Genomic DNA, 18402 nt, shown 5'->3' with positions numbered 1-18402 from the left:
TCGAGCCAGGCCCGGGGAGTTGGTCATTGTCGCCAAGCACGCGGCGAACTGTCAACGCAGCGATCTGTCCCGGGCGCGCGGTCACGGCAGTGGCAGTGGCCATCGGCTATGCTCGACATCGTCGGCCGGATGGCCTTCCTGATCCCTCATTCGCACGGAGAACGCGCATGCGCAGCGGCAACCCGGCTCTTTCCGAGTCGACTTTCCTCGACCTCGCCAACGGCTCGGTGGTGACCCGCCCCGACCAGGCGATGACCCTCAACGGCACCGTCAACAAGACCGGCATCCTGTTGCTGCTGACCGTGCTGACCGCAGCCTTCGCCTGGAACCAGACCGTGGCCTTCGGCCAGGTGCTGCCGGCCGCCAAACTGTATGCCATGGGCGGCGCGATCGGCGGCCTGGTGCTGGCGCTGGTCACCGTGTTCAAGAAGCAATGGTCGCCGGTCACCGCACCGCTGTACGCGCTGGTGGAAGGCCTGTTCCTCGGCGCCATTTCCGCCGTGTTCGAGCTGCGGTTCCCGGGCATCGTATTCCAGGCCGTGCTGCTGACCTTCGGCACGCTGGCTGCCCTGCTGGTGGCCTACCGCACCGGCGTCATCAAGGCCACCGAGAATTTCAAGCTCGGCGTGGTCGCCGCCACCGGTGGCATCGCCCTGCTCTACCTGGCGTCGTTCGTGCTGTCGTTCTTCAACATCGAAGTCCCGCTGATCCACTCCTCCAGCGGCTGGGGCATTGCCTTCAGCCTGTTCGTGGTCGTGGTCGCCGCGCTGAACCTGGTGCTGGATTTCGATTTCATTGAGAGCGGTGTGGCCCAGCGCGCGCCCAAGTACATGGAGTGGTATGGCGCATTCGGCCTGATGGTGACCCTGGTCTGGCTGTACGTCGAGTTCCTGCGCCTGCTGTCAAAGATTCAGCAGCGCTGATTCCGGTCAGGCTGAAAACGACAAAGGGCGCCTCCGTGGCGCCCTTTCTGTTCCCCTCCCCCTTTCGACCCCGCCATGCCTGCTCTCTTCCACAGCTATCGCCCCGCTGATGGCCATCGCCTACCGCATGACCCGTTCAACGCCATCATCGGACCCCGCCCGATCGGCTGGATTTCCAGCTGCGCTGCCGACGGCGCGTTGAACCTGGCGCCCTACAGCTTCTTCAACGCCTTCAACTACACGCCGCCGATCATTGGTTTCTCCAGCCAGGGCCGCAAGGACTCGCTGCACAACATCGAAGCGACGGGCGAGTTCGTCTGGAACCTGGCCACTTTCGACCTGGCCGAAGCCATGAACGAGAGCTGCCGGGCGGTCACGCCGGACGTCGACGAGTTCACGCTGGCCGGCTTGACGCCGTTGGCTTCCGGGCAGGTCAAGCCGCCGCGTGTTGCAGAAAGCCCGGTCAGCATGGAATGCCGCTGCACCCAGATCGTCCGCCTGCGCGATGCCGCCGGACAGGACACCAACGGCTGGCTGGTGCTCGGCGAGGTGGTCGCCGTACATATCGAGGCACGACTGCTGGTCGATGGCATCTACGACACTGCAGCCGCCGACCCGATCCTGCGCGGCGGTGGACCGGCCGACTATTTCCGCGTCAGTGCCGAGCAGCGTTTCCGCATGTTCCGGCCGGCCTGAATCTCAGCCGGCAACCGGGCGCGCCAACAGGGCCGGCAGCGACGAGGCGAGCAGCGCGATGCCCGACAGCGTCAGCAGGCTCAATACGATCTGGCGGAACCGCGCCTCGCTGATGCCGATGTAGACCCGGGCCCCCAGCAGCGCCGGAACCAGCATGGCCGGGGCGACGACAGCGAAGTACGGCAGCATCTGCCGGGTGACCAGGCCACTGCCGACGTAGGTGGCCATGGTGACCGACAGCATCGCCAGGTTGAAGTTCTGGATGACCGCGCGTTGCTCCTCCTTGCCGAAACCACGCAGCGTGCTCCACAGCGTGGGCACGGGACCTGCGAAGCCGCCGATGCCGCTGAGCACGCCACCGGCCATGCCCGCCACGGTGTCGCCGATGCGCCCGCCCGTGGTGATCGGCGGCAGCGAACGGGCCATCAGCATCACCGGGCACCACAGTGCCAGGAAGCCTCCCAGCAGGGCCTTGAACCAGTCCATGTCCAGCTGCGGCAATACCATCACGCCCAGCGGAATGCCCGCCAGGCCACCGAAGACGAAGGGCAGCAGCAGACGCAGATTGAATCCGCGCCGCACGGTGAACACGGCCACCAGCTGACCCACCAGCGCGCCAAACACCGACAGCGTAGCCGCCAGGCGCGGCTCCAGCCCCCACGCCCAGAACGACATGGCGACCATTCCGAACGCAAAGCCGGACAGTCCCTGCACGAATCCCGCCACGATCGCTCCAAGCGCGACCAGCAGATACACCGAATCCATCATCACCTCGCTGCGACCCCGTGGCTACGCTGCCACGCCGGCCTGGGCAGCGTAGTGCGTGGCAAGGTACCCGACCAGCGCGCGCACTTTCGGTGCCGCCACACCACATAAGCTGCGCAGAGCATGCGCAGGCACCCAAACGCAACGGGGCGCCCGAAGGCGCCCCGCTGGAAATCCAGACAAGGTCCAGCCACCGCTTACAGGCGCGTGGCGATGGCCTTGGCGAAGCTCATGGTGGTGCCGGTGCCGCCCAGGTCGCCGGTCAGCGAGTCCTTGGCTTCCATGGTCGCCACGATGGCCTTGCGCAGGCGCTCGGCATTCTGCGGCTGGCCGATATGATCCAGCATCTGTGCCGCCGCCAGCAGCAGCGCGCAGGGATTGGCCTTGCCCTGGCCCGCGATGTCCGGCGCGGTGCCGTGCACCGCTTCGAAGATCGCCGCGTCCTTGCCGATGTTGGCACCCGGGGCCAGGCCCAGGCCGCCGACCAGGCCGGCGCAGAGATCGGAAATGATGTCGCCGAACAGGTTGGTGGTGACGATCACATCGAACTGTTCCGGGCGCATCACCAGCTGCATGCAGGTGTTGTCGACGATCATTTCCTGGAACTCGATGTCCGGATACTGCGCGGCCACTTCACGGGCGACGTTCAGGAACAGGCCCGAGGTCGACTTGATGATGTTGGCCTTGTGCACGGCGGTGACCTTCTTGCGGCCGACGCTGCGGGCCAGTTCGAAGGCGTAGCGCACGATGCGCTCCGAGCCCTTGCGGGTGATGCGGGTGCCGGAGAAGGCAGTCTCGCCGTCGGCCGACACTTCCTGGCCTTCGGCCAGGTAGGCGCCTTCGGTGTTCTCACGCACGGTGATCAGGTCGACGTTGTCGAAACGCGACTTGGTGTTCGGGAAGGTGTGGGCCGGACGCACGTTGGCGTACAGGTCGAAATGGCGGCGCAGGCTGACATTGATCGAGGTGAAGCCACCACCGACCGGCGTGGTCAGCGGGCTCTTCAGGGCAACCTTGTTACGCGCGATCGAGTCCAGGGTGACCGCCGGCATCAGGTCGCCGTGCTTCTCCAGCGCCGCCAGGCCGGCGTCGGCCTCTTCATACTCCAGGCCGGCATTGAGCTGGTCGAGCACGTACAGGGTGGCGTCCATGATCTCCGGGCCGATGCCGTCGCCGCGGATGACCGTAATTTTCTGCGTCATTGATCGATGTTCCGAACAGGGGGAAAAAACGCCGTCCGGACGTGCCCGGAAACGCCGGCGCAAAGGAAGTTTCACCGGCAATTATGCCTGAGCCGGGGCCGAGGTCCCAAATAGACCATGGTCCCAGTCCCCGGCTCAGGCAGAATTGCCCGCGTATTGCGGTAGCGCCGGGCCATGCCCGGCGGGTGGGCGTCCGGTCATTCGCCGGGCATGGCCCGGCGTTACCCTCAGTGCTCGTGGGCTTCCGGGGCGGCGGCACCGCCTTCGAGCTGGTCGAGGAAATCGACCGCGCGGCGCAGGTGCGGGATCACGATCGAGCCGCCGACCACCAGGCCGACCGAGAAGGTCTCGAAGAACTCCTCGCGGGTCACCCCGGCCTCCTTGCACTGGGCCACGTGGTAGCTGATGCAGTCGTCGCAGCGCAGCACCATCGAGGCCACCAGCCCCAGCAGCTCCTTGGTCTTCACATCAAGCGCGCCGGCCTGGTAGGTCTGCGTATCCAGCGCGAAGAACCGGCGCACCACCTGGTTCGGCTCGCCCAGGATGCGCTCGTTCATGCGCTTGCGGAACGCGGTGAACTCGGCGATGCGGTCCTTGCTGCCGTCGTCGGCCGCGCTCATGCCTGGCCCTGCCCGGCCAGCAGCGGCTCAAGCTTGCCTTCACGGTGCAGCGCCATCATGTCGTCATAGCCACCGACATGGAGGTCGCCGACGAAGATCTGCGGCACGCTGGTGCGGCGGGTCAGCGCCATCATCTTCTCGCGTTCGGCCGGGTCCAGGTCGATGCGGACCTCGGTCCACTGCTGGCCCTTGCTCTTGAGGAAGTTCTTGGCGGCCACGCAGTACGGGCAGACGGCAGTGGAATAGATGGTGATGGCGGGGGCACCGCCGGCGGTCTGGGCTGTCACGGGAAACTCCACGATGGATCGACGGTCTACATATGGTACCGGTGCGCTGGAATTTCCACGCTACCACCGCAACACTGTGGATTAACGAATGGTTGCCCCCTGCCCTGCCACGCTTGGCGCGCCCCGCCCGAGGACCTTCCGCTTGCGAGCCCTGCTGCTTTCGACCGCCGTCACCTTCGCCCTGGCCATGCCGCTGGCCCAGGCCCAGGAGAAGCTGCCCGACATCGGCTCCTCGGCCGGCGAGCTGCTGACCCCGGCCCGCCAGGCCGAGTACGGCGCGATGATGCTGCGCGAGCTGCGCAACTATGACTACCTGCTGGACGATCCGCTGGTCAATGACTGGCTGCAGACCATGGGCACCCGCCTGGGGTCCAACAGCGACCAGCCGCGCCAGCCCTACACCTTCTTCGTGATGAAGGACCGCCAGATCAACGCCTTCGCGACCCTGGGCGGCTACATCGGGGTCAACGCCGGGCTGGTGCTGACGGCCGAACGCGAAGACGAGGTTGCCGCGGTGCTGTCACACGAAATCGCCCACGTCACCCAGCAGCACGTGCTGCGCGGGGTCGAGCGCGCCCAGCGCGACCAGATCCCGATCCTGCTGGGCATGCTGGCGGCGGTGGTGGCGGCACAGGCCAGCAACAGCACCTCTTCAGGCAATGCGACCATGGCCGCGATCAGCTCGGGCATGGGCCTGATGCAGCAGCGGCAGATCAACTACACCCGCTCCAACGAATCGGAAGCCGATCGGCTGGGCATACGCACCCTGTCACGCAGCGGTTACGACGTGGACGCGATGGCCGGCTTCTTCGAGCGGATGTCGACGGCCATGCGCGGCAACGAGGGCGGCTACAGCGTGCCGGAGTTCCTGCGCACGCACCCGGTCAACATCACCCGCATCAGCGAAGCGAAGGCCCGCGCCGAGCAGATGAAGAAGGACACGGTGCTGCTGACCACCACCACGCCCAGCGGCGAGCGCAGGGAACGGGTGGACCCGGCCGACCCGACCCTGTCCGAACCGCTGCTGCGCGGCAGCAACCCGCTGCTGCCAAGCAGTGTGCTGCGGGTGCCGGTTGGCCAGCTCAGCCGGGGCCCCAGCGGCGACTTCGACTGGGCACGTGAACGGTTGCGGGTGCTCAGTGCCGACTCCACCGGCGAGGTGGAGCGCGAGTACGCCGACCTGGGCAAACGCCAGAAGAGTGGATTGAACGATGCCCAGCGCTACGGCCAGGCCCTGGCGGTGATGCGGGGGGGACGCAGCGGTGCCGGCGAGGCGCGGCAGACCCTGAACGGCCTGCTGCAGGCCCATCCGGACAGCCTGTGGGTAGCCCTGGCCCTGGCCGAGGCCGAATCGCGCTCGGGCCAGGCCACGCAGGCCAATGCCCGTTTCGAGCAGCTGCTGCGTGAGCATCCCAACAGCCGGCCCGTCGCGCTGACCTACGCCGAGATCCTCAACGAACAGGGCAACCGCGAGGCGGGGCAGCGCGCGCAGGCCATGCTGCGGCCGCTGCTGTCGCAAAGTGGTAACGATCCGGTGTTCCAGCAGCGCTACGCCCGTGCCAGCGAGCTGGCCGGGGACAGCGTCCGTGCCAGCGAGGCCTACGCCGAGGCCGCCTTCCTCAGCGGCCGGCCGGAGCAGGCGCTGATGCAGCTGCAGGCGCTCAAGCGCAATCCTGCACTGGACTACGTGGGACGGGCCCGGGTCGACGCGCGCATCGAATCGATCACCCCGACCGTGCTGGAGCTGCGCCGGCAGGGCGTGCAGGACCCCGATCTGGACCGCCGCTGAGCGCTGCATGACCGGTCCGTGGCAATCGGGAGCGGTTCCGGCCCGATGGTCACAAACATGTCATCAAACCGTAGTCTACTGGCACCCGTCCAGTAACCGAGCCCTACGGTGCCCTCGTGCAGAAACGTATCCTGATCGTCGATGACGAGCCCGCGATCCGCGAAATGGTCGCCTTCGCCCTGCGCAAGGGTGACTACGAGCCGGTTCATGCCGGTGATGCCCGCGAAGCCCAGACCGCGATCGCCGACCGTGTTCCCGACCTGATCCTGCTGGACTGGATGCTGCCCGGCACCAGCGGCCTGGACCTGGCGCGCCGCTGGCGCAAGGAGACGCTGACCCGCGAGGTGCCCATCATCATGCTGACCGCGCGTGGCGAGGAGAACGACCGTGTCGGCGGCCTGGAAGCCGGCGTCGACGATTACGTGGTCAAGCCGTTCTCGGCCCGGGAGCTGCTGGCCCGCATCCGTGCGGTCATGCGCCGCGCCCGCGAAGACGACGAGGACGGCAGCGTGGCGGTCGGTCCGATCCGCATCGACGGTGCCGCGCATCGCGTGTTCGCCAACGAACAGCCGGTGCCGATCGGCCCGACCGAATACCGCCTGCTGCACTTCTTCATGACCCACCCCGAGCGCGTGTACACCCGCGCCCAGCTGCTCGACCACGTGTGGGGCGGCAGCGTGTACGTGGAGGAGCGCACCATCGACGTGCACATCCGCCGCCTGCGCAAGACGCTGGAACCGTTCAATGCCGAGAACATGGTGCAGACCGTGCGCGGCGCGGGTTACCGCTTCTCGACCGCCACCTGAGTCCCGTCGTGCCGGCATCGCGCACCCACGGGTGCCGATGCCGGCAACTCTGCTATAACCCTTGGTTCATTCCAGTGAACCACCGCACCTCATCGACGAGACCGCAATGCCCCGCCACATCCGCTCTGCCTGGTTGAAGACGCTGGCTACCGTCGCCGCGGTACTGCTGTTCGCCGGACTGGTGGGATGGTTCACGGGCCATCTGTGGTTGTGCGTCGCACTGGGCGCGCTGGCGACGCTGGCCTGGCATTACTGGCGGTTGCGCAGCGTGCTGCGCCGGCTGACCGCGCGCCAGCGCTGGGATACCGCCGAAGGCACGGGCGTGTGGAATGAACTGGATCGCCTGCTGTACCGCAACCAGGTCGAAATGCGCGTGCGCAAGCGGCGCCTGCTGGACATGCTGCGCAGCTACCGCGCCGCGGCCGCCGCGCTGCCCGACGCAGTGGTGGTGCTCGACCGCAACAGCCAGCGCGTGCAGTGGTTCAACGAAGCGGCCACGGCCCTGCTTGGCCTGCACCATCCGGGCGACCTGGGCGAGGCCCTTGTCGAGCGGTTGCAGCCGATGCCGCTGGCCCACTGGCTGGCCGGCGGTCGCAACGCCGAGCCGATCCTGGACGTGCCCTCGCCGGTCGATCCAGCGATCCGCCTCAACCTCCGCCTGATTCCGTATTCGTCGGACTACTGGCTGCTGATCGCCCGTGATGTCAGCAAGCTGCTGCGCCTGGAGCAGGTCCGCCGCGATTTCGTCGCCAATGTTTCACATGAGCTGCGCACCCCTCTCACCGTGGTGCACGGCTACCTGGACATGATGGATCCGGAGGATTTCCCCGGCACCGGCCCGATGCTTGAAGAGATGCGCAAGCAGAGCCAGCGCATGGCCCAGCTGGTGGAAGACCTGCTGACCCTGTCGCGGCTGGAGTCGCAGGAGCACACCGAAGAGGAAGTCGTGGCCATGCAGCCGATGCTGGCCACGCTGCGTCGCGAAGCCGAGGCCCACAGCCAGGGTCGCCACCAGATCAGCATCGAGGACCTTGCCGGCGTCGACCTGCAGGGCTCGACCAAGGAGCTGCACAGCGCCTTCTCCAATCTGGTCACCAATGCAGTGCGCTACACGCCGGCCGACGGCCGCATCACCGTCGAGTTCCGTCGCGAAGGCGACGGCGCGGTGCTGGCCGTGCGCGATACCGGCTATGGCATCCCGGCAACCCACCTGCCGCGGCTGACCGAGCGCTTCTACCGCGTTTCCAGCAGCCGCTCGCGCGAGAGCGGCGGCACCGGCCTCGGCCTGTCCATCGTCAAGCACATCCTCGGCCTGCACCATGCGCGGCTGGAGATCGAAAGCGAGGTCGGCAAAGGATCGGTGTTCTCCTGTCATTTCGATGCCGACCACGTGCGCCCGCGCGAGTCCGCCCCCCTGACCTCCGTCGAAGAATGAAGCCATGAGCAGCCTCGGATCCCTCCCTCTCCCCGTGAGCCCGGACAACGATCCGCTGCGCGATCCGGCGCTGTACATCAACCGCGAACTGTCGCAGCTGGATTTCAACTTCCGCGTGCTGGCCCAGGCCATGGACCCGCAGGTGCCCCTGCTGGAGCGCCTGCGCTTCATGTGCATCTCCTGCACCAACCTCGACGAGTTCTTCGAGATCCGGGCCGCCGCTGTCCGCCACGCACAGGAATACGGTCTGCCGCCGGCTCCGGACGGGATGAGCCCGCAGGCCATCCTCAACGCCATCCATGAACGCGCCGCCGAACTGGTGGACCAGCAGTACCGCTGCTGGAACGAAACACTGCGCCCGGCCCTGATGGATGCCGGCATCGGCGTGCTCGGCCGCCATTCGTGGAACCATCGGCAAAAGCGCTGGCTGCGGGCCTACTTCCGCAACGAGATCATGCCGGTGCTGTCGCCGCTGGGCCTGGATCCGGTGCATCCGTTCCCGAAGATCCTCAACAAGTCGCTGAACATCGTCGTCGTGCTGAAGGGCACCGATGCATTCGGCCGCGCCGGCCACCTGGCCATCGTGCGCGCACCGCGCTCGCTGCCGCGCATCATCCAGCTGCCGGAAAAACTCGGTGGCTCGCAGAACTTCGTGTTCCTGTCCTCGGTGCTGTCCACCTTCGTGGATGAACTGTTCCCGGGCATGGAAGTCCAGGGCGCCTACCAGTTCCGCGTGACCCGCAATTCCGAGCTGGTGGTGGACGAGGAGGAAGTGGAGAACCTGGCGCTGGCACTGCGCGATGAACTGGTCGACCGCGGCTACCGGCCGGCGGTGCGGCTGGAAATCGCCCATGACATGCCGCGCGAGATCGTGCGTACGCTGCTGCAGAACTTCGGCCTGACCGAGAACGCGGTGTATCGCATCGACGGCCCGGTCAACCTCAACCGCATCATCCAGCTGTACGACCTCATCGCGCAGCCAGACCTGAAATATCCGCCGATGACGCCGCGCACGCTGCGCGACACCGATGGCATCTTCGAGACCGTGGCGCGCCAGGACCTGCTGCTGCACCATCCCTTCGATGCGTTCGCCGCCGTACTCGACCTGATCCGCCAGGCGGCGCTGGATCCGAACGTGCTGGCGATCAAGCAGACCCTGTACCGCACGGGCAAGGATTCGCTGATCGTCGATGCGCTGATCCAGGCTGCACGTGCCGGCAAGGATGTGACCGTGGTGGTCGAGCTGCGCGCACGCTTCGATGAAGAGGCCAACCTCGGGCTGGCCGATCGCCTGCAGGAAGCCGGCGTACAGGTGGTGTATGGCGTGGTCGGCTACAAGACCCATGCCAAGATGCTGCTGATCGTGCGTCGCGAAGGCCGCAAGCTGCGCCGTTACGTGCACCTGGGCACCGGCAACTACCACAGCGGTACGGCGCGCGCGTACACCGACATCAGCCTGATCACCGCCGATGCGGACATCGGCAATGATGTGCACCTGCTGTTCCAGCAGCTGTCCGGGCTGGCCTCGAAGATGAAGCTCAAGCGCCTGCTGCAGTCGCCCTTCACCCTGCATACCGGCATCTTGGCGCGGATCGAGCGCGAGACGCGCATCGCGGCCGCCGGCCGCCCGGCACGCATCATCGCCAAGATGAACGCCCTCAACGAGGCCCAGGTAATCCGCGCGCTGTACGCCGCCTCGCAGGCCGGAGTGCAGATCGACCTGATCATCCGTGGCGCCTGCACCCTGCGTCCCGGCGTCCCGGGCGTGTCCGACAACATCCGTGTCCGCTCCATCGTCGGCCGCTTCCTGGAACACAGCCGGGTCTACTGGTTCGGCAACGATGGTGCGCCCGAACTGTACTGCGCGAGCGCCGACTGGCTGGAGCGCAACCTGCTGCGGCGGGTCGAGACCTGCTTCCCGATCCTGGATCCGACGCTGGCCAAGCGGGTCTACCGCGAAGTCCTGCAGAACTACCTGGACGACAACCTCAACGCCTGGGAACTGGATGCCGATGGCATCTACCGCAAGCGTGCCCCGGCCCACGACGAGGCCCCGCATTCGGCGCAGATGGCATTGATGCAGGGTCTCTGACCCGGTAGGTGCCGGCCTTGGTCGGCACAATGCGTCCAATGTAGAACACCGGGGTCAGAGCCCGTTGCGCAGCAACGGGATCCGACCCCGTGTCGTTCCGGCAGGCCGCGGCCAACTGTCGAAGGCGGGGTGGGTCCGGTTGAGGGGGTGTGAGCGGCATGGATGCCGTGACCAAGCCCCCATGGATGGGTTGACGGCGTCCCCCTCAACCGGTCCCACCCCGCCATCCCTCAGAAAACCCGCTTTTGACGTTGACGTTGACGTTGACCTTGCCGGCCAGCGGCCGGCACTACCGAACGCCCCCCGACAAAATGTGAAGGCCATGCGGTGACGAGCACACCGCCCCTTCGGCTAACATTCGCCCATGCCGCATACCACCACGACTCCGCCCGCATTGCAGGATGGCGACCTGCTGGCCGCCATCGACCTTGGCTCCAACAGTTTCCACATGGTCATCGCGCGCTACACGCTCGGCCAGCTGCGGGTGATCGACCGCCTGCGCGAAACCGTGCGCATGGCCGACGGTCTGGATGGCAAGGGGGGCCTGTCGGCTGCGGCACGGCAACGCGCACTGGAATGCCTGGCCCGCTTCGGCCAGCGCATCCGCAATGTCCCGTCGCACCGCGTGCGTGCACTGGCCACCAATACCGTGCGCCAGCTGCGTTCACCGCAGTCGTTCCTGGTTCCCGCCGAAACCGCGCTGGGACATGCCATTGAAGTGGTGAGCGGCCGGGAGGAGGCGCGCCTGATCTACCTGGGCGTCGCCCATGCCCAGCCGCCCAAACCGGGCGAGCGCCGGCTGGTGATCGACATCGGCGGTGGCTCGACCGAGTTCATCATCGGCATGGGCATGCAGACCCTCGAGCGCGAGAGCCTGCAGGCCGGCTGCATTGCCAGCACCCGCCGCTTCTTTCCGGGCGGCAAGCTCAGCAAGAAGCGCTGGAAGGATGCACTGGCCGAGATCGGTCGCGAGTTCCAGCCCTTCGCCAGCAAGTACCGTGCGCTGGGCTGGCAGGAGGCACTGGGTTCTTCGGGCACCCACAAGGCGATCAGCGAGATCTGCGCGACGATGAAGCTGAGCAAGGGGGCGATCACCGCCGAAGCCCTGCCACAGCTGCGCGACGAGCTGCTCAAGGCCAAGAAGATCGACGACATCGTGCTGCCGGGCCTGTCCAGCGATCGCCGCCCGATCATCGCGGGCGGCATCCTGGTGCTGGAGGCGGCCTTCCAGGCATTGGGCCTGCAGAAGCTGCTGGTCAGCAAGGCCGCGATGCGCGAAGGCATCCTTTACGACATCGTCGGCCGTGCCGGCGAGAACGACCTGCGCGACGAATCGGTCGCTGCGCTCACCCACCGTTACGGCATCGACACCGTCCAGGCCGACCGCGTGCAGGACACCGCCCTGTCGCTGCTGGAGCAGGTGCAGGAACGCTGGAAGCTCGACGCTGACGATGCCCGCATGCTCGGCTGGGCGGCACGCCTGCATGAGCTGGGGCTGATGATCGCCCACAGCGGCTATCACGTGCATGGCAGCTACGTGCTGGAACACTCGGACATCGCCGGCTTCTCGCGGCAGGAGCAGCAGATGCTGGCGGCCCTGGTCCGCAGCCATCGCCGCAGCGTGGGCAAGACCGCGTTCGACGCCCTGCCCGAGCGCCTGCTGCTGACCGCGCGGCGGCTGGCCGCGCTGCTGCGCCTGGCGGTGCTGCTCAACCGTGCCCATGAGGACGCTCCGCTGCCGCCGCTGGAACTGACCGCCGATGACAACCGGTTGTCGCTGATCGTGCCGCAGGCGTTCATCGACGCCCGGCCGCTGCTGCGCGCCGACCTGATCGGCGAGACCGACGGCATCGCCGGCCTCGGCATCCAGTTCCGTCCCTTCGTTGCCTGAATACGCGCGCCTCGGCGTTACATTCGGTGACACTTTGCGCAATCTGGCGGCTTTTCCTGCTGCATCGCGTCAGCCGGTCGTTGGCGGTCCATCCGCGACGGCACCGTAAGCGATTGCTTTTGTTCATTTTTTGTGAGGATTTGTGACAAAGCGTTAATTTGTTCGACACACCCTCTTTACACAGCATTAACCAACGAGACTACTATCGGGTTGCTGGTCCGGTCGCACGACCTTCCGGCTTCTTCGACGCCCTTTTTGGCGTCCGTTGCACGACCTGAGAGAGAGAGAGCTCGTATGACTTCACGCACCACCGCCCTGGGGCAGGCGATCCGCTATGCCCTGGCTACCACTGCAACGCTGGCGGCACTGCCCGCGTTCGCCCAGAGCGAAAGCACTGCTTCGCCGACCAACCTGGACCGTATCGAGATCACCGGTTCGCGTATCCGTCAGGTCGACGTGGAAACCGCCCAGCCGGTGTTCGCGATCAGCCGCAACGATATCGAGCGCCAGGGCTTCAGCTCGGTTGCCGACATCCTGCAGAACGTCACTGCGATGGGCAGCCCGGCAATCAGCCGCGCCAACGCGCTGACCGCGGGCGAGAACGCGGGCGGCACCTACATCGACATGCGCAACCTGGGCACGCAGCGCACGCTGGTGCTGGTCAACGGCAAGCGCCTGGGCATCAGCACGTCCGGCTACCAGGACGTTTCCTCGCTGCCGGTGTCGGCAGTGGAGCGCATCGAGGTGCTGAAGGACGGCGCTTCTGCGATCTATGGTTCGGATGCCATGGCTGGCGTGGTCAACATCATCACCCGCTCCAACGTCACCGGCGTGACCGCCAACGTCTACCACGGCCAGTACAGCGAGGGTGACGGCGCGCGCGACCGCTTCGACGTGGTCGCCGGCTGGAACAACGACCGCATCTCGCTGACCCTGTCGGCCGAGCATGCAGAAGAGAAGGGCGTGTGGGCACGTGACCGCGGCTTCAGCCAGTACGGCATGACCGATCGCCACCCGAACGACAGCAGCAACTGGACCACCATCAGCCAGTACGGCCAGTTCACCGGCGTGCGCGGTCCCGGCTGCAATGCGACGCCTCCGGCAGGCTGTGGCTACTCTCTCAACCGTGGCACGGACCCGACCAATCCGGCCAATTACCACCTCACCAACTCCACGCCCTTCACCGGTGACGTGAGCAACGCCAACGACCAGATGCACGTGATGTACCCGGTCAAGCGCGACTCGATCTACTTCGACGGCCGGTTCAAGATCACCGACAACGTCAACTTCCGCACCGAGCTGGGCTACAACCAGCGCGAGTCCACCCGCCAGATCGCGGGCTATCCGCTGCAGTCGAGCACCGCCGGTGTCGGCTCCATGTCGATCGACAGCTACTTCAACCCGTTCGGCAACCAGCACGGCTTCGCCACCCCGACTGCGGTGGCCTGGAACCGCCGCACCTGGGAAGTGCCGCGCGTGACCACCAGCGAGCTGAAGACCTACCGCGCGGTGGCGTCGTTCGACGGCTCGTTCGATATCGGCGAGCGTTACTTCGACTGGGAAGTGGGCTACCAGTACAACCGCAACGAGCTGGAATCGGTGGCGACCGGCAACCTGCACAAGGGTCGCGTAGCGGCCGGCGTAGGTCCGTCCTTCTTCAACGCCGCCACCGGCAAGGTGCAGTGCGGCACGGCCGCTGCTCCGATCTCCTACGACGTCTGCAAGCCGTGGAACCCGCTGGTTCCGTACGGCACCACCGCTGCCGATGGCATCTATGGCAACGAAGAACTGCAGGCGTGGCTGTTCCCGGATGAGATCACCAAGGGCCGCACCACCTCCAAGAACTTCTTCGCCAGCATCGCGGGCAGCATCGTGACCCTGCCGGCCGGTGACCTCGGCTTCGCCTTCGGCGTGGAAAGCCGCAAGGAAGAAGGCAAGTACACCCCGGATGCCCTGGCCCAGACCGGCGCCACCACCAACCTCGCGGCTGGCCCGACCGGTGGCGACTACACCGTCAATGAAGCCTACCTGGAAGTGAACGTTCCGGTGCTGGCCGATCTGCCGGGCGCGAAGGAACTGAGCTTCAACGGTGCTACCCGTTTCTCGGACTACAACACCTTCGGCAACACCCTCAACAGCAAGTTCGGCTTCAAGTGGAAGCCGATCGACTCGCTGATGGTGCGTGGCACCTGGGCGGAGGGCTTCCGCGCCCCGACCATCAACGATCTTTTCGGTGGTGGCTCCGAGACCTTCGCGCAGTTCAGCGATCCGTGCGACACCCGCTTCGGTTCCTCGGCCTCCAGCGCCGAAGTCCGTTCGCGTTGCGCCCGCGACATCGCCAATGCCGATACCTTCCGCCAGCTGCGCCAGGGCGGCACTCCGGTGAACACCTCCACCGATGCCACGCCGGTGCCGTTCACTTCCGGCTCGAATCCGCTGCTGACTCCGGAAACCTCGACCAGCAAGACGTTGGGCCTGGTCTGGAGCCCGAGCTTCATCCAGGGCTTCAACGCCTCGCTGGACTGGTGGAAGATCCGCATCGACAACACGATCATTGCCGATACGCCGACCCAGATCCTGCAGGACTGCTACGAAGCAGGCATCGATTCGCGCTGCACGCGCTTCCAGCGTGACCCGGTGACGGGCATCGTGACCAACCTGAAGTTCGGCAACCGCAATGCGGGCTTCATGGAAACCGAAGGTTACGACCTGGATGTGAGCTACCGTCTGGACACCCGGTTCGGCAAGTTCAACGTGAATTCGGCCACCACCTACGTGTCCAGTGCGACCTACCGCACCTCGAACGACAGCTCGATCGTTCCGATCGTCACCAACGGCATCGGCAGCGCCTTCCGCGTCCGCTCGAACCTGGCGCTGGGCTACGATCTGGGTGACTTCGGCGTGACCTGGACCGCGCGCTACTACTCGGGCGTGAAGGAGACCTGCTCCAACATCGGTCTGTATCCGGACGAGTGCTCCGATCCGGGCGTGTATGCACCGTGGTACAAGGGCTCGCGCAACTACAACGAGCGTGGTTCGGTGACCTTCCACGACGTGCAGTTCCGCTACAACCTGCCGTGGGATGCGACCGTCGCCGTCGGCGCCAACAACGTGTTCGAGAAGTCCGGCCCGATCATGTACAGCAAGCCGAACTCCGCGTTCTCGTACTACGGTGGCTACGACATCGGTCGTTTCATCTACATGAAGTACCAGCAGCGCTTCTGATCGATCGCACTGCGACGCTCCACGACCACGGCCCTTCGGGGCCGTGGTTTTTTCTGGCCCCGGCCCCGCCGCCGGCACTCCTGCGCGTCTGTCATGCCTGTGTCGTCAAGCCGTCATGTCGGCTACATCGCCAGGCCCGAGCATGCCGGGAAACCGGAGGCCCGCCATGCGCTATGCCATCGTCACCGAGACGTATCCGCCGGAAGTCAACGGCGTCGCACTGACCGTGCAGGGACTGGAACAGGGCCTGCGGACGGCCGGGCACGAGATCGACCTGATCCGGCCACGCCAGGCCAGTGAAGCGCTGGATTCCGCTCCCGGTACCCTGCTGGTGCCCGGCGCCGCCCTGCCCCGCTATCCCGGGTTGCGGTTCGGCCTGCCGGCCCCGATCCGGCTCGGTCGCCACTGGCAGCAGCAGCGCCCGGATGCGATCTATGTCGCTACCGAAGGCCCGCTGGGCTGGTCGGCGCTGCGTACCGCGCGACGCCTCGGCATCCCGGTAGCCAGCGGCTTCCACACCCGCTTCGACGAGTATCTGCCCGACTACGGGGTCGCCTGGCTGCAGGCCGCCGCGATGCGCTGGATGCGCCGCTTCCACAACCAGGCCGACGCCACCCTCGTGCCCACCCGCGAGCTCCAACAGTTCCTTGCCGAACAGGGCTTCGAGCGCGTCCGGCTGCTGGCCCGCGCGGTCGACAGCCAGCAGTTCGACCCGGGCCGGCGTGACCCCACCCTGCGCGAGGAATGGGGCATCGACGGCAACGGCCTGGCAGCGATCTACGTTGGCCGCATCGCCGCCGAGAAGAACCTCGGACTGGCCGTGAAGGCGTTCCGCCGCCTGCAGCAGATACGGCCGAAGGCACGCTTCGTCTGGGTCGGCGACGGGCCCGCACGGGAGAAGCTGGCGCATGAGAACCCCGACTTCATCTTCTGCGGCATCCAGCGCGGCGAAGCGCTGGCCCGCCATTTCGCCAGCGGCGATCTGTTCCTGTTCCCCAGCCGCAGCGAGACCTTCGGCAACGTGACCCTGGAAAGCATGGCCAGCGGCCTGGCCACGGTGGCCTTCGATTACGGCGCGGCGCGTGAGTACCTGCGCAACGGCGAGAACGGTGCCGCCGTGGACAACGACGAGCAATTCGTCGAAGCGGCCGTGCAGCTGGCCAGCGATGACACGCTGCGCCGCGAACTGGGCAGCCAGGCCGCACGGGCGATGAAGCGGCTGCATCCGCAGCAGGTGGTGGCCGAGTTCGATGCGCTGCTGGCCGAGCTGGCGAACACCCGGAGGACTGGCCATGCGCACCACGCCGCTTGAACTGCTGCGCGGCAGCGAAACACGCCTGTGCCGGCGGGCGAACCACTATTGCCGGCGCCGCCGCGTGCGCCGTCTGTTCTCGATCATCAGCCGGCTTGGCGACGGCGTGTTCTGGTACGTGCTGATGGGTGTACTGGTGGCGATCGATGGCTTCGACGGGCTGCGCGCATCGGTGCACATGGCCGCCACCGGCCTGGCCGCGCTGCTGCTGTACAAGGGCCTCAAGCGCTGGACCCGGCGCCCCCGCCCGTATGCCGCCGATCTGCGCATCCGGGCCTGGGTGGCCCCGCTGGACGAGTTCAGTTTCCCGTCCGGGCATACCCTGCACGCGGTGTCGTTCACCATCGTGGCGTTGGCCTATTACCCCTGGCTGGCGCCGCTGCTGGTGCCGTTCACCCTCGGCGTGGGCCTGTCGCGGGTCGTGCTGGGCCTGCATTACCCCAGCGATGTGCTGGCCGCCACCGGCATCGCCGCACTGCTGGCGTCGGCCAGCCTGGCCTGGCTGCCGCTGCCGGTGTGATGCGCTCGCCGGCCATGGCCCGGCGCTACCGGTATCCGCGATGACCTAGAATGCAGGCATGACCACGCTGTTCATTTCCGACCTGCACCTGGACCCGAGCCGTCCGGAAATCACCGACCTGTTCCTGCGTTTCCTGCGCGAACAGGCGCCCGGCGCGGACGCGCTGTACATCCTGGGCGATCTGTTCGAGGCCTGGATCGGCGACGACACGCCCTCACCCGCCGCCGATGCGGTGGCGGACGCGTTGAGGACGCTCGCCGACAGCGGCGTGCCGGTGTACTTCATCCGCGGCAACCGCGATTTCCTGCTTGGCGAAGACTACGCACGCCGCGCCGGCCTGCGCATCCTGCCCGACCCCTGCGTGATCGAGCTGTACGGCCGTGCCGTGCTGCTGCAGCACGGCGATCTGCTGTGCACCGACGACATTCCCTACCAGCAGTTCCGCGCGCAGACGCGTGATCCGGCATTCCAGGCGCAGTTCCTCTCGCAACCGCTGGCCGCACGCATTGCCTTCGCACAGAAGGCCCGTGAAGCGAGCCAGGCACGGCAGTCGGAAATGAAACAGGGCGACCGCGCGCAGTTCGAGACAGTAACCGACGTGGCCCCGGCCGAAGTGGAGGCCACCTTCATCCGTCACGGCGTGGACACCATGATCCACGGCCACACTCACCGCCCTGCAATCCATGCGCTGCAGGCCGGCGGACGCAGCTGCACCCGCATCGTTCTGGGTGACTGGTACGAGCAGGGCTCGGTACTGCGCGTGACCCCACAGGGCTGGACGCTGGATTCGCTGACCTGAGGCCCGTCCATCCACGGCAGCGCACGACCCCGGGTCGTGC

15 protein-coding genes are annotated in these 18402 nt (G+C 66.6%); 11 read left to right on the top strand and 4 right to left on the bottom strand.

The genetic code is table 11. The annotated features are described in order from the left end of the window. The first annotated feature begins 167 nt into the window (after window positions 1-167). Together AC5P76_RS14305 and AC5P76_RS14300 are read left to right on the top strand one after the other, a co-directional pair. Window positions 168-923, top strand: a complete 756-nt coding sequence (locus AC5P76_RS14305; protein WP_053520416.1) for a Bax inhibitor-1/YccA family protein — start codon at window positions 168-170, stop codon at window positions 921-923. Window positions 924-998: 75 nt separating this feature from the next. Then, the gene (locus AC5P76_RS14300; protein WP_253118868.1) at window positions 999-1619 is read left to right on the top strand and encodes a flavin reductase family protein; all 621 of its coding nucleotides are present in this window, start codon (window positions 999-1001) and stop codon (window positions 1617-1619) included. A gap of 3 nt (window positions 1620-1622) precedes the next feature. Here the strand turns inward: AC5P76_RS14300 and AC5P76_RS14295 are convergent, their stop codons facing one another. The 4 genes from AC5P76_RS14295 to grxC all read right to left on the bottom strand — a co-directional run bounded on the left by AC5P76_RS14295 (window position 1623) and on the right by grxC (window position 4493). Then, window positions 1623-2384, bottom strand: coding sequence for a sulfite exporter TauE/SafE family protein (locus AC5P76_RS14295; RefSeq protein WP_053520419.1), 762 nt, complete (start codon window positions 2382-2384; stop codon window positions 1623-1625). Window positions 2385-2581: 197 nt separating this feature from the next. Continuing rightward, window positions 2582-3586 (bottom strand): isocitrate dehydrogenase, encoded by a 1005-nt coding sequence (locus tag AC5P76_RS14290; protein ID WP_053520418.1) that lies wholly within the window; start codon window positions 3584-3586, stop codon window positions 2582-2584. 227 nt (window positions 3587-3813) lie between these two features. Further along, the gene (locus AC5P76_RS14285) at window positions 3814-4206 is read right to left on the bottom strand and encodes a carboxymuconolactone decarboxylase family protein (protein ID WP_053519434.1); all 393 of its coding nucleotides are present in this window, start codon (window positions 4204-4206) and stop codon (window positions 3814-3816) included. Then, window positions 4203-4493, bottom strand: a complete 291-nt coding sequence (grxC, locus tag AC5P76_RS14280; RefSeq protein WP_253118867.1) for a glutaredoxin 3 — start codon at window positions 4491-4493, stop codon at window positions 4203-4205. The genes AC5P76_RS14285 and grxC overlap by 4 nt, the downstream gene beginning before the upstream one ends. A 142-nt stretch (window positions 4494-4635) precedes the next feature. Between grxC and AC5P76_RS14275 the strand changes: the two genes are divergently transcribed. From AC5P76_RS14275 to lpxH, 9 genes are all read left to right on the top strand, one after another. Next, on the top strand, window positions 4636-6282 hold the full coding sequence (locus AC5P76_RS14275) for a M48 family metalloprotease (RefSeq protein WP_459062702.1): 1647 nt from the start codon (window positions 4636-4638) through the stop codon (window positions 6280-6282). Between the two features lie 116 nt (window positions 6283-6398). Next, window positions 6399-7088 (top strand): phosphate regulon transcriptional regulator PhoB, encoded by a 690-nt coding sequence (phoB, locus tag AC5P76_RS14270; RefSeq protein WP_053519436.1) that lies wholly within the window; start codon window positions 6399-6401, stop codon window positions 7086-7088. Between the two features lie 106 nt (window positions 7089-7194). Further along, the gene (gene phoR, locus AC5P76_RS14265; RefSeq protein WP_053519437.1) at window positions 7195-8523 is read left to right on the top strand and encodes a phosphate regulon sensor histidine kinase PhoR; all 1329 of its coding nucleotides are present in this window, start codon (window positions 7195-7197) and stop codon (window positions 8521-8523) included. Window positions 8524-8527: 4 nt separating this feature from the next. Continuing rightward, a complete protein-coding gene (gene ppk1, locus AC5P76_RS14260; protein ID WP_253118865.1) occupies window positions 8528-10615 on the top strand; it encodes a polyphosphate kinase 1 in 2088 nt (695 codons plus the stop codon). Between the two features lie 364 nt (window positions 10616-10979). After that, on the top strand, window positions 10980-12506 hold the full coding sequence (ppx, locus tag AC5P76_RS14255) for an exopolyphosphatase (RefSeq protein ID WP_053519439.1): 1527 nt from the start codon (window positions 10980-10982) through the stop codon (window positions 12504-12506). Window positions 12507-12800: 294 nt separating this feature from the next. Then, on the top strand, window positions 12801-15731 hold the full coding sequence (locus AC5P76_RS14250; RefSeq protein ID WP_111186885.1) for a TonB-dependent receptor domain-containing protein: 2931 nt from the start codon (window positions 12801-12803) through the stop codon (window positions 15729-15731). Between the two features lie 166 nt (window positions 15732-15897). Next, window positions 15898-17043 (top strand): glycosyltransferase family 4 protein, encoded by a 1146-nt coding sequence (locus AC5P76_RS14245; RefSeq protein WP_065182471.1) that lies wholly within the window; start codon window positions 15898-15900, stop codon window positions 17041-17043. Continuing rightward, on the top strand, window positions 17024-17563 hold the full coding sequence (locus AC5P76_RS14240) for a phosphatase PAP2 family protein (protein ID WP_053519442.1): 540 nt from the start codon (window positions 17024-17026) through the stop codon (window positions 17561-17563). The genes AC5P76_RS14245 and AC5P76_RS14240 overlap by 20 nt, the downstream gene beginning before the upstream one ends. A 58-nt stretch (window positions 17564-17621) precedes the next feature. Further along, window positions 17622-18362, top strand: a complete 741-nt coding sequence (gene lpxH / locus AC5P76_RS14235; RefSeq protein ID WP_053519443.1) for a UDP-2,3-diacylglucosamine diphosphatase — start codon at window positions 17622-17624, stop codon at window positions 18360-18362. The last annotated feature ends 40 nt before the right edge of the window (window positions 18363-18402 follow it).

The organism is Stenotrophomonas sp. YJH_SMC_36, assembly GCF_059369935.1.
The sequence above is the reverse complement of the archived record's forward strand: the minus strand, read 5'-3'. Positions and strand labels throughout refer to the sequence as shown.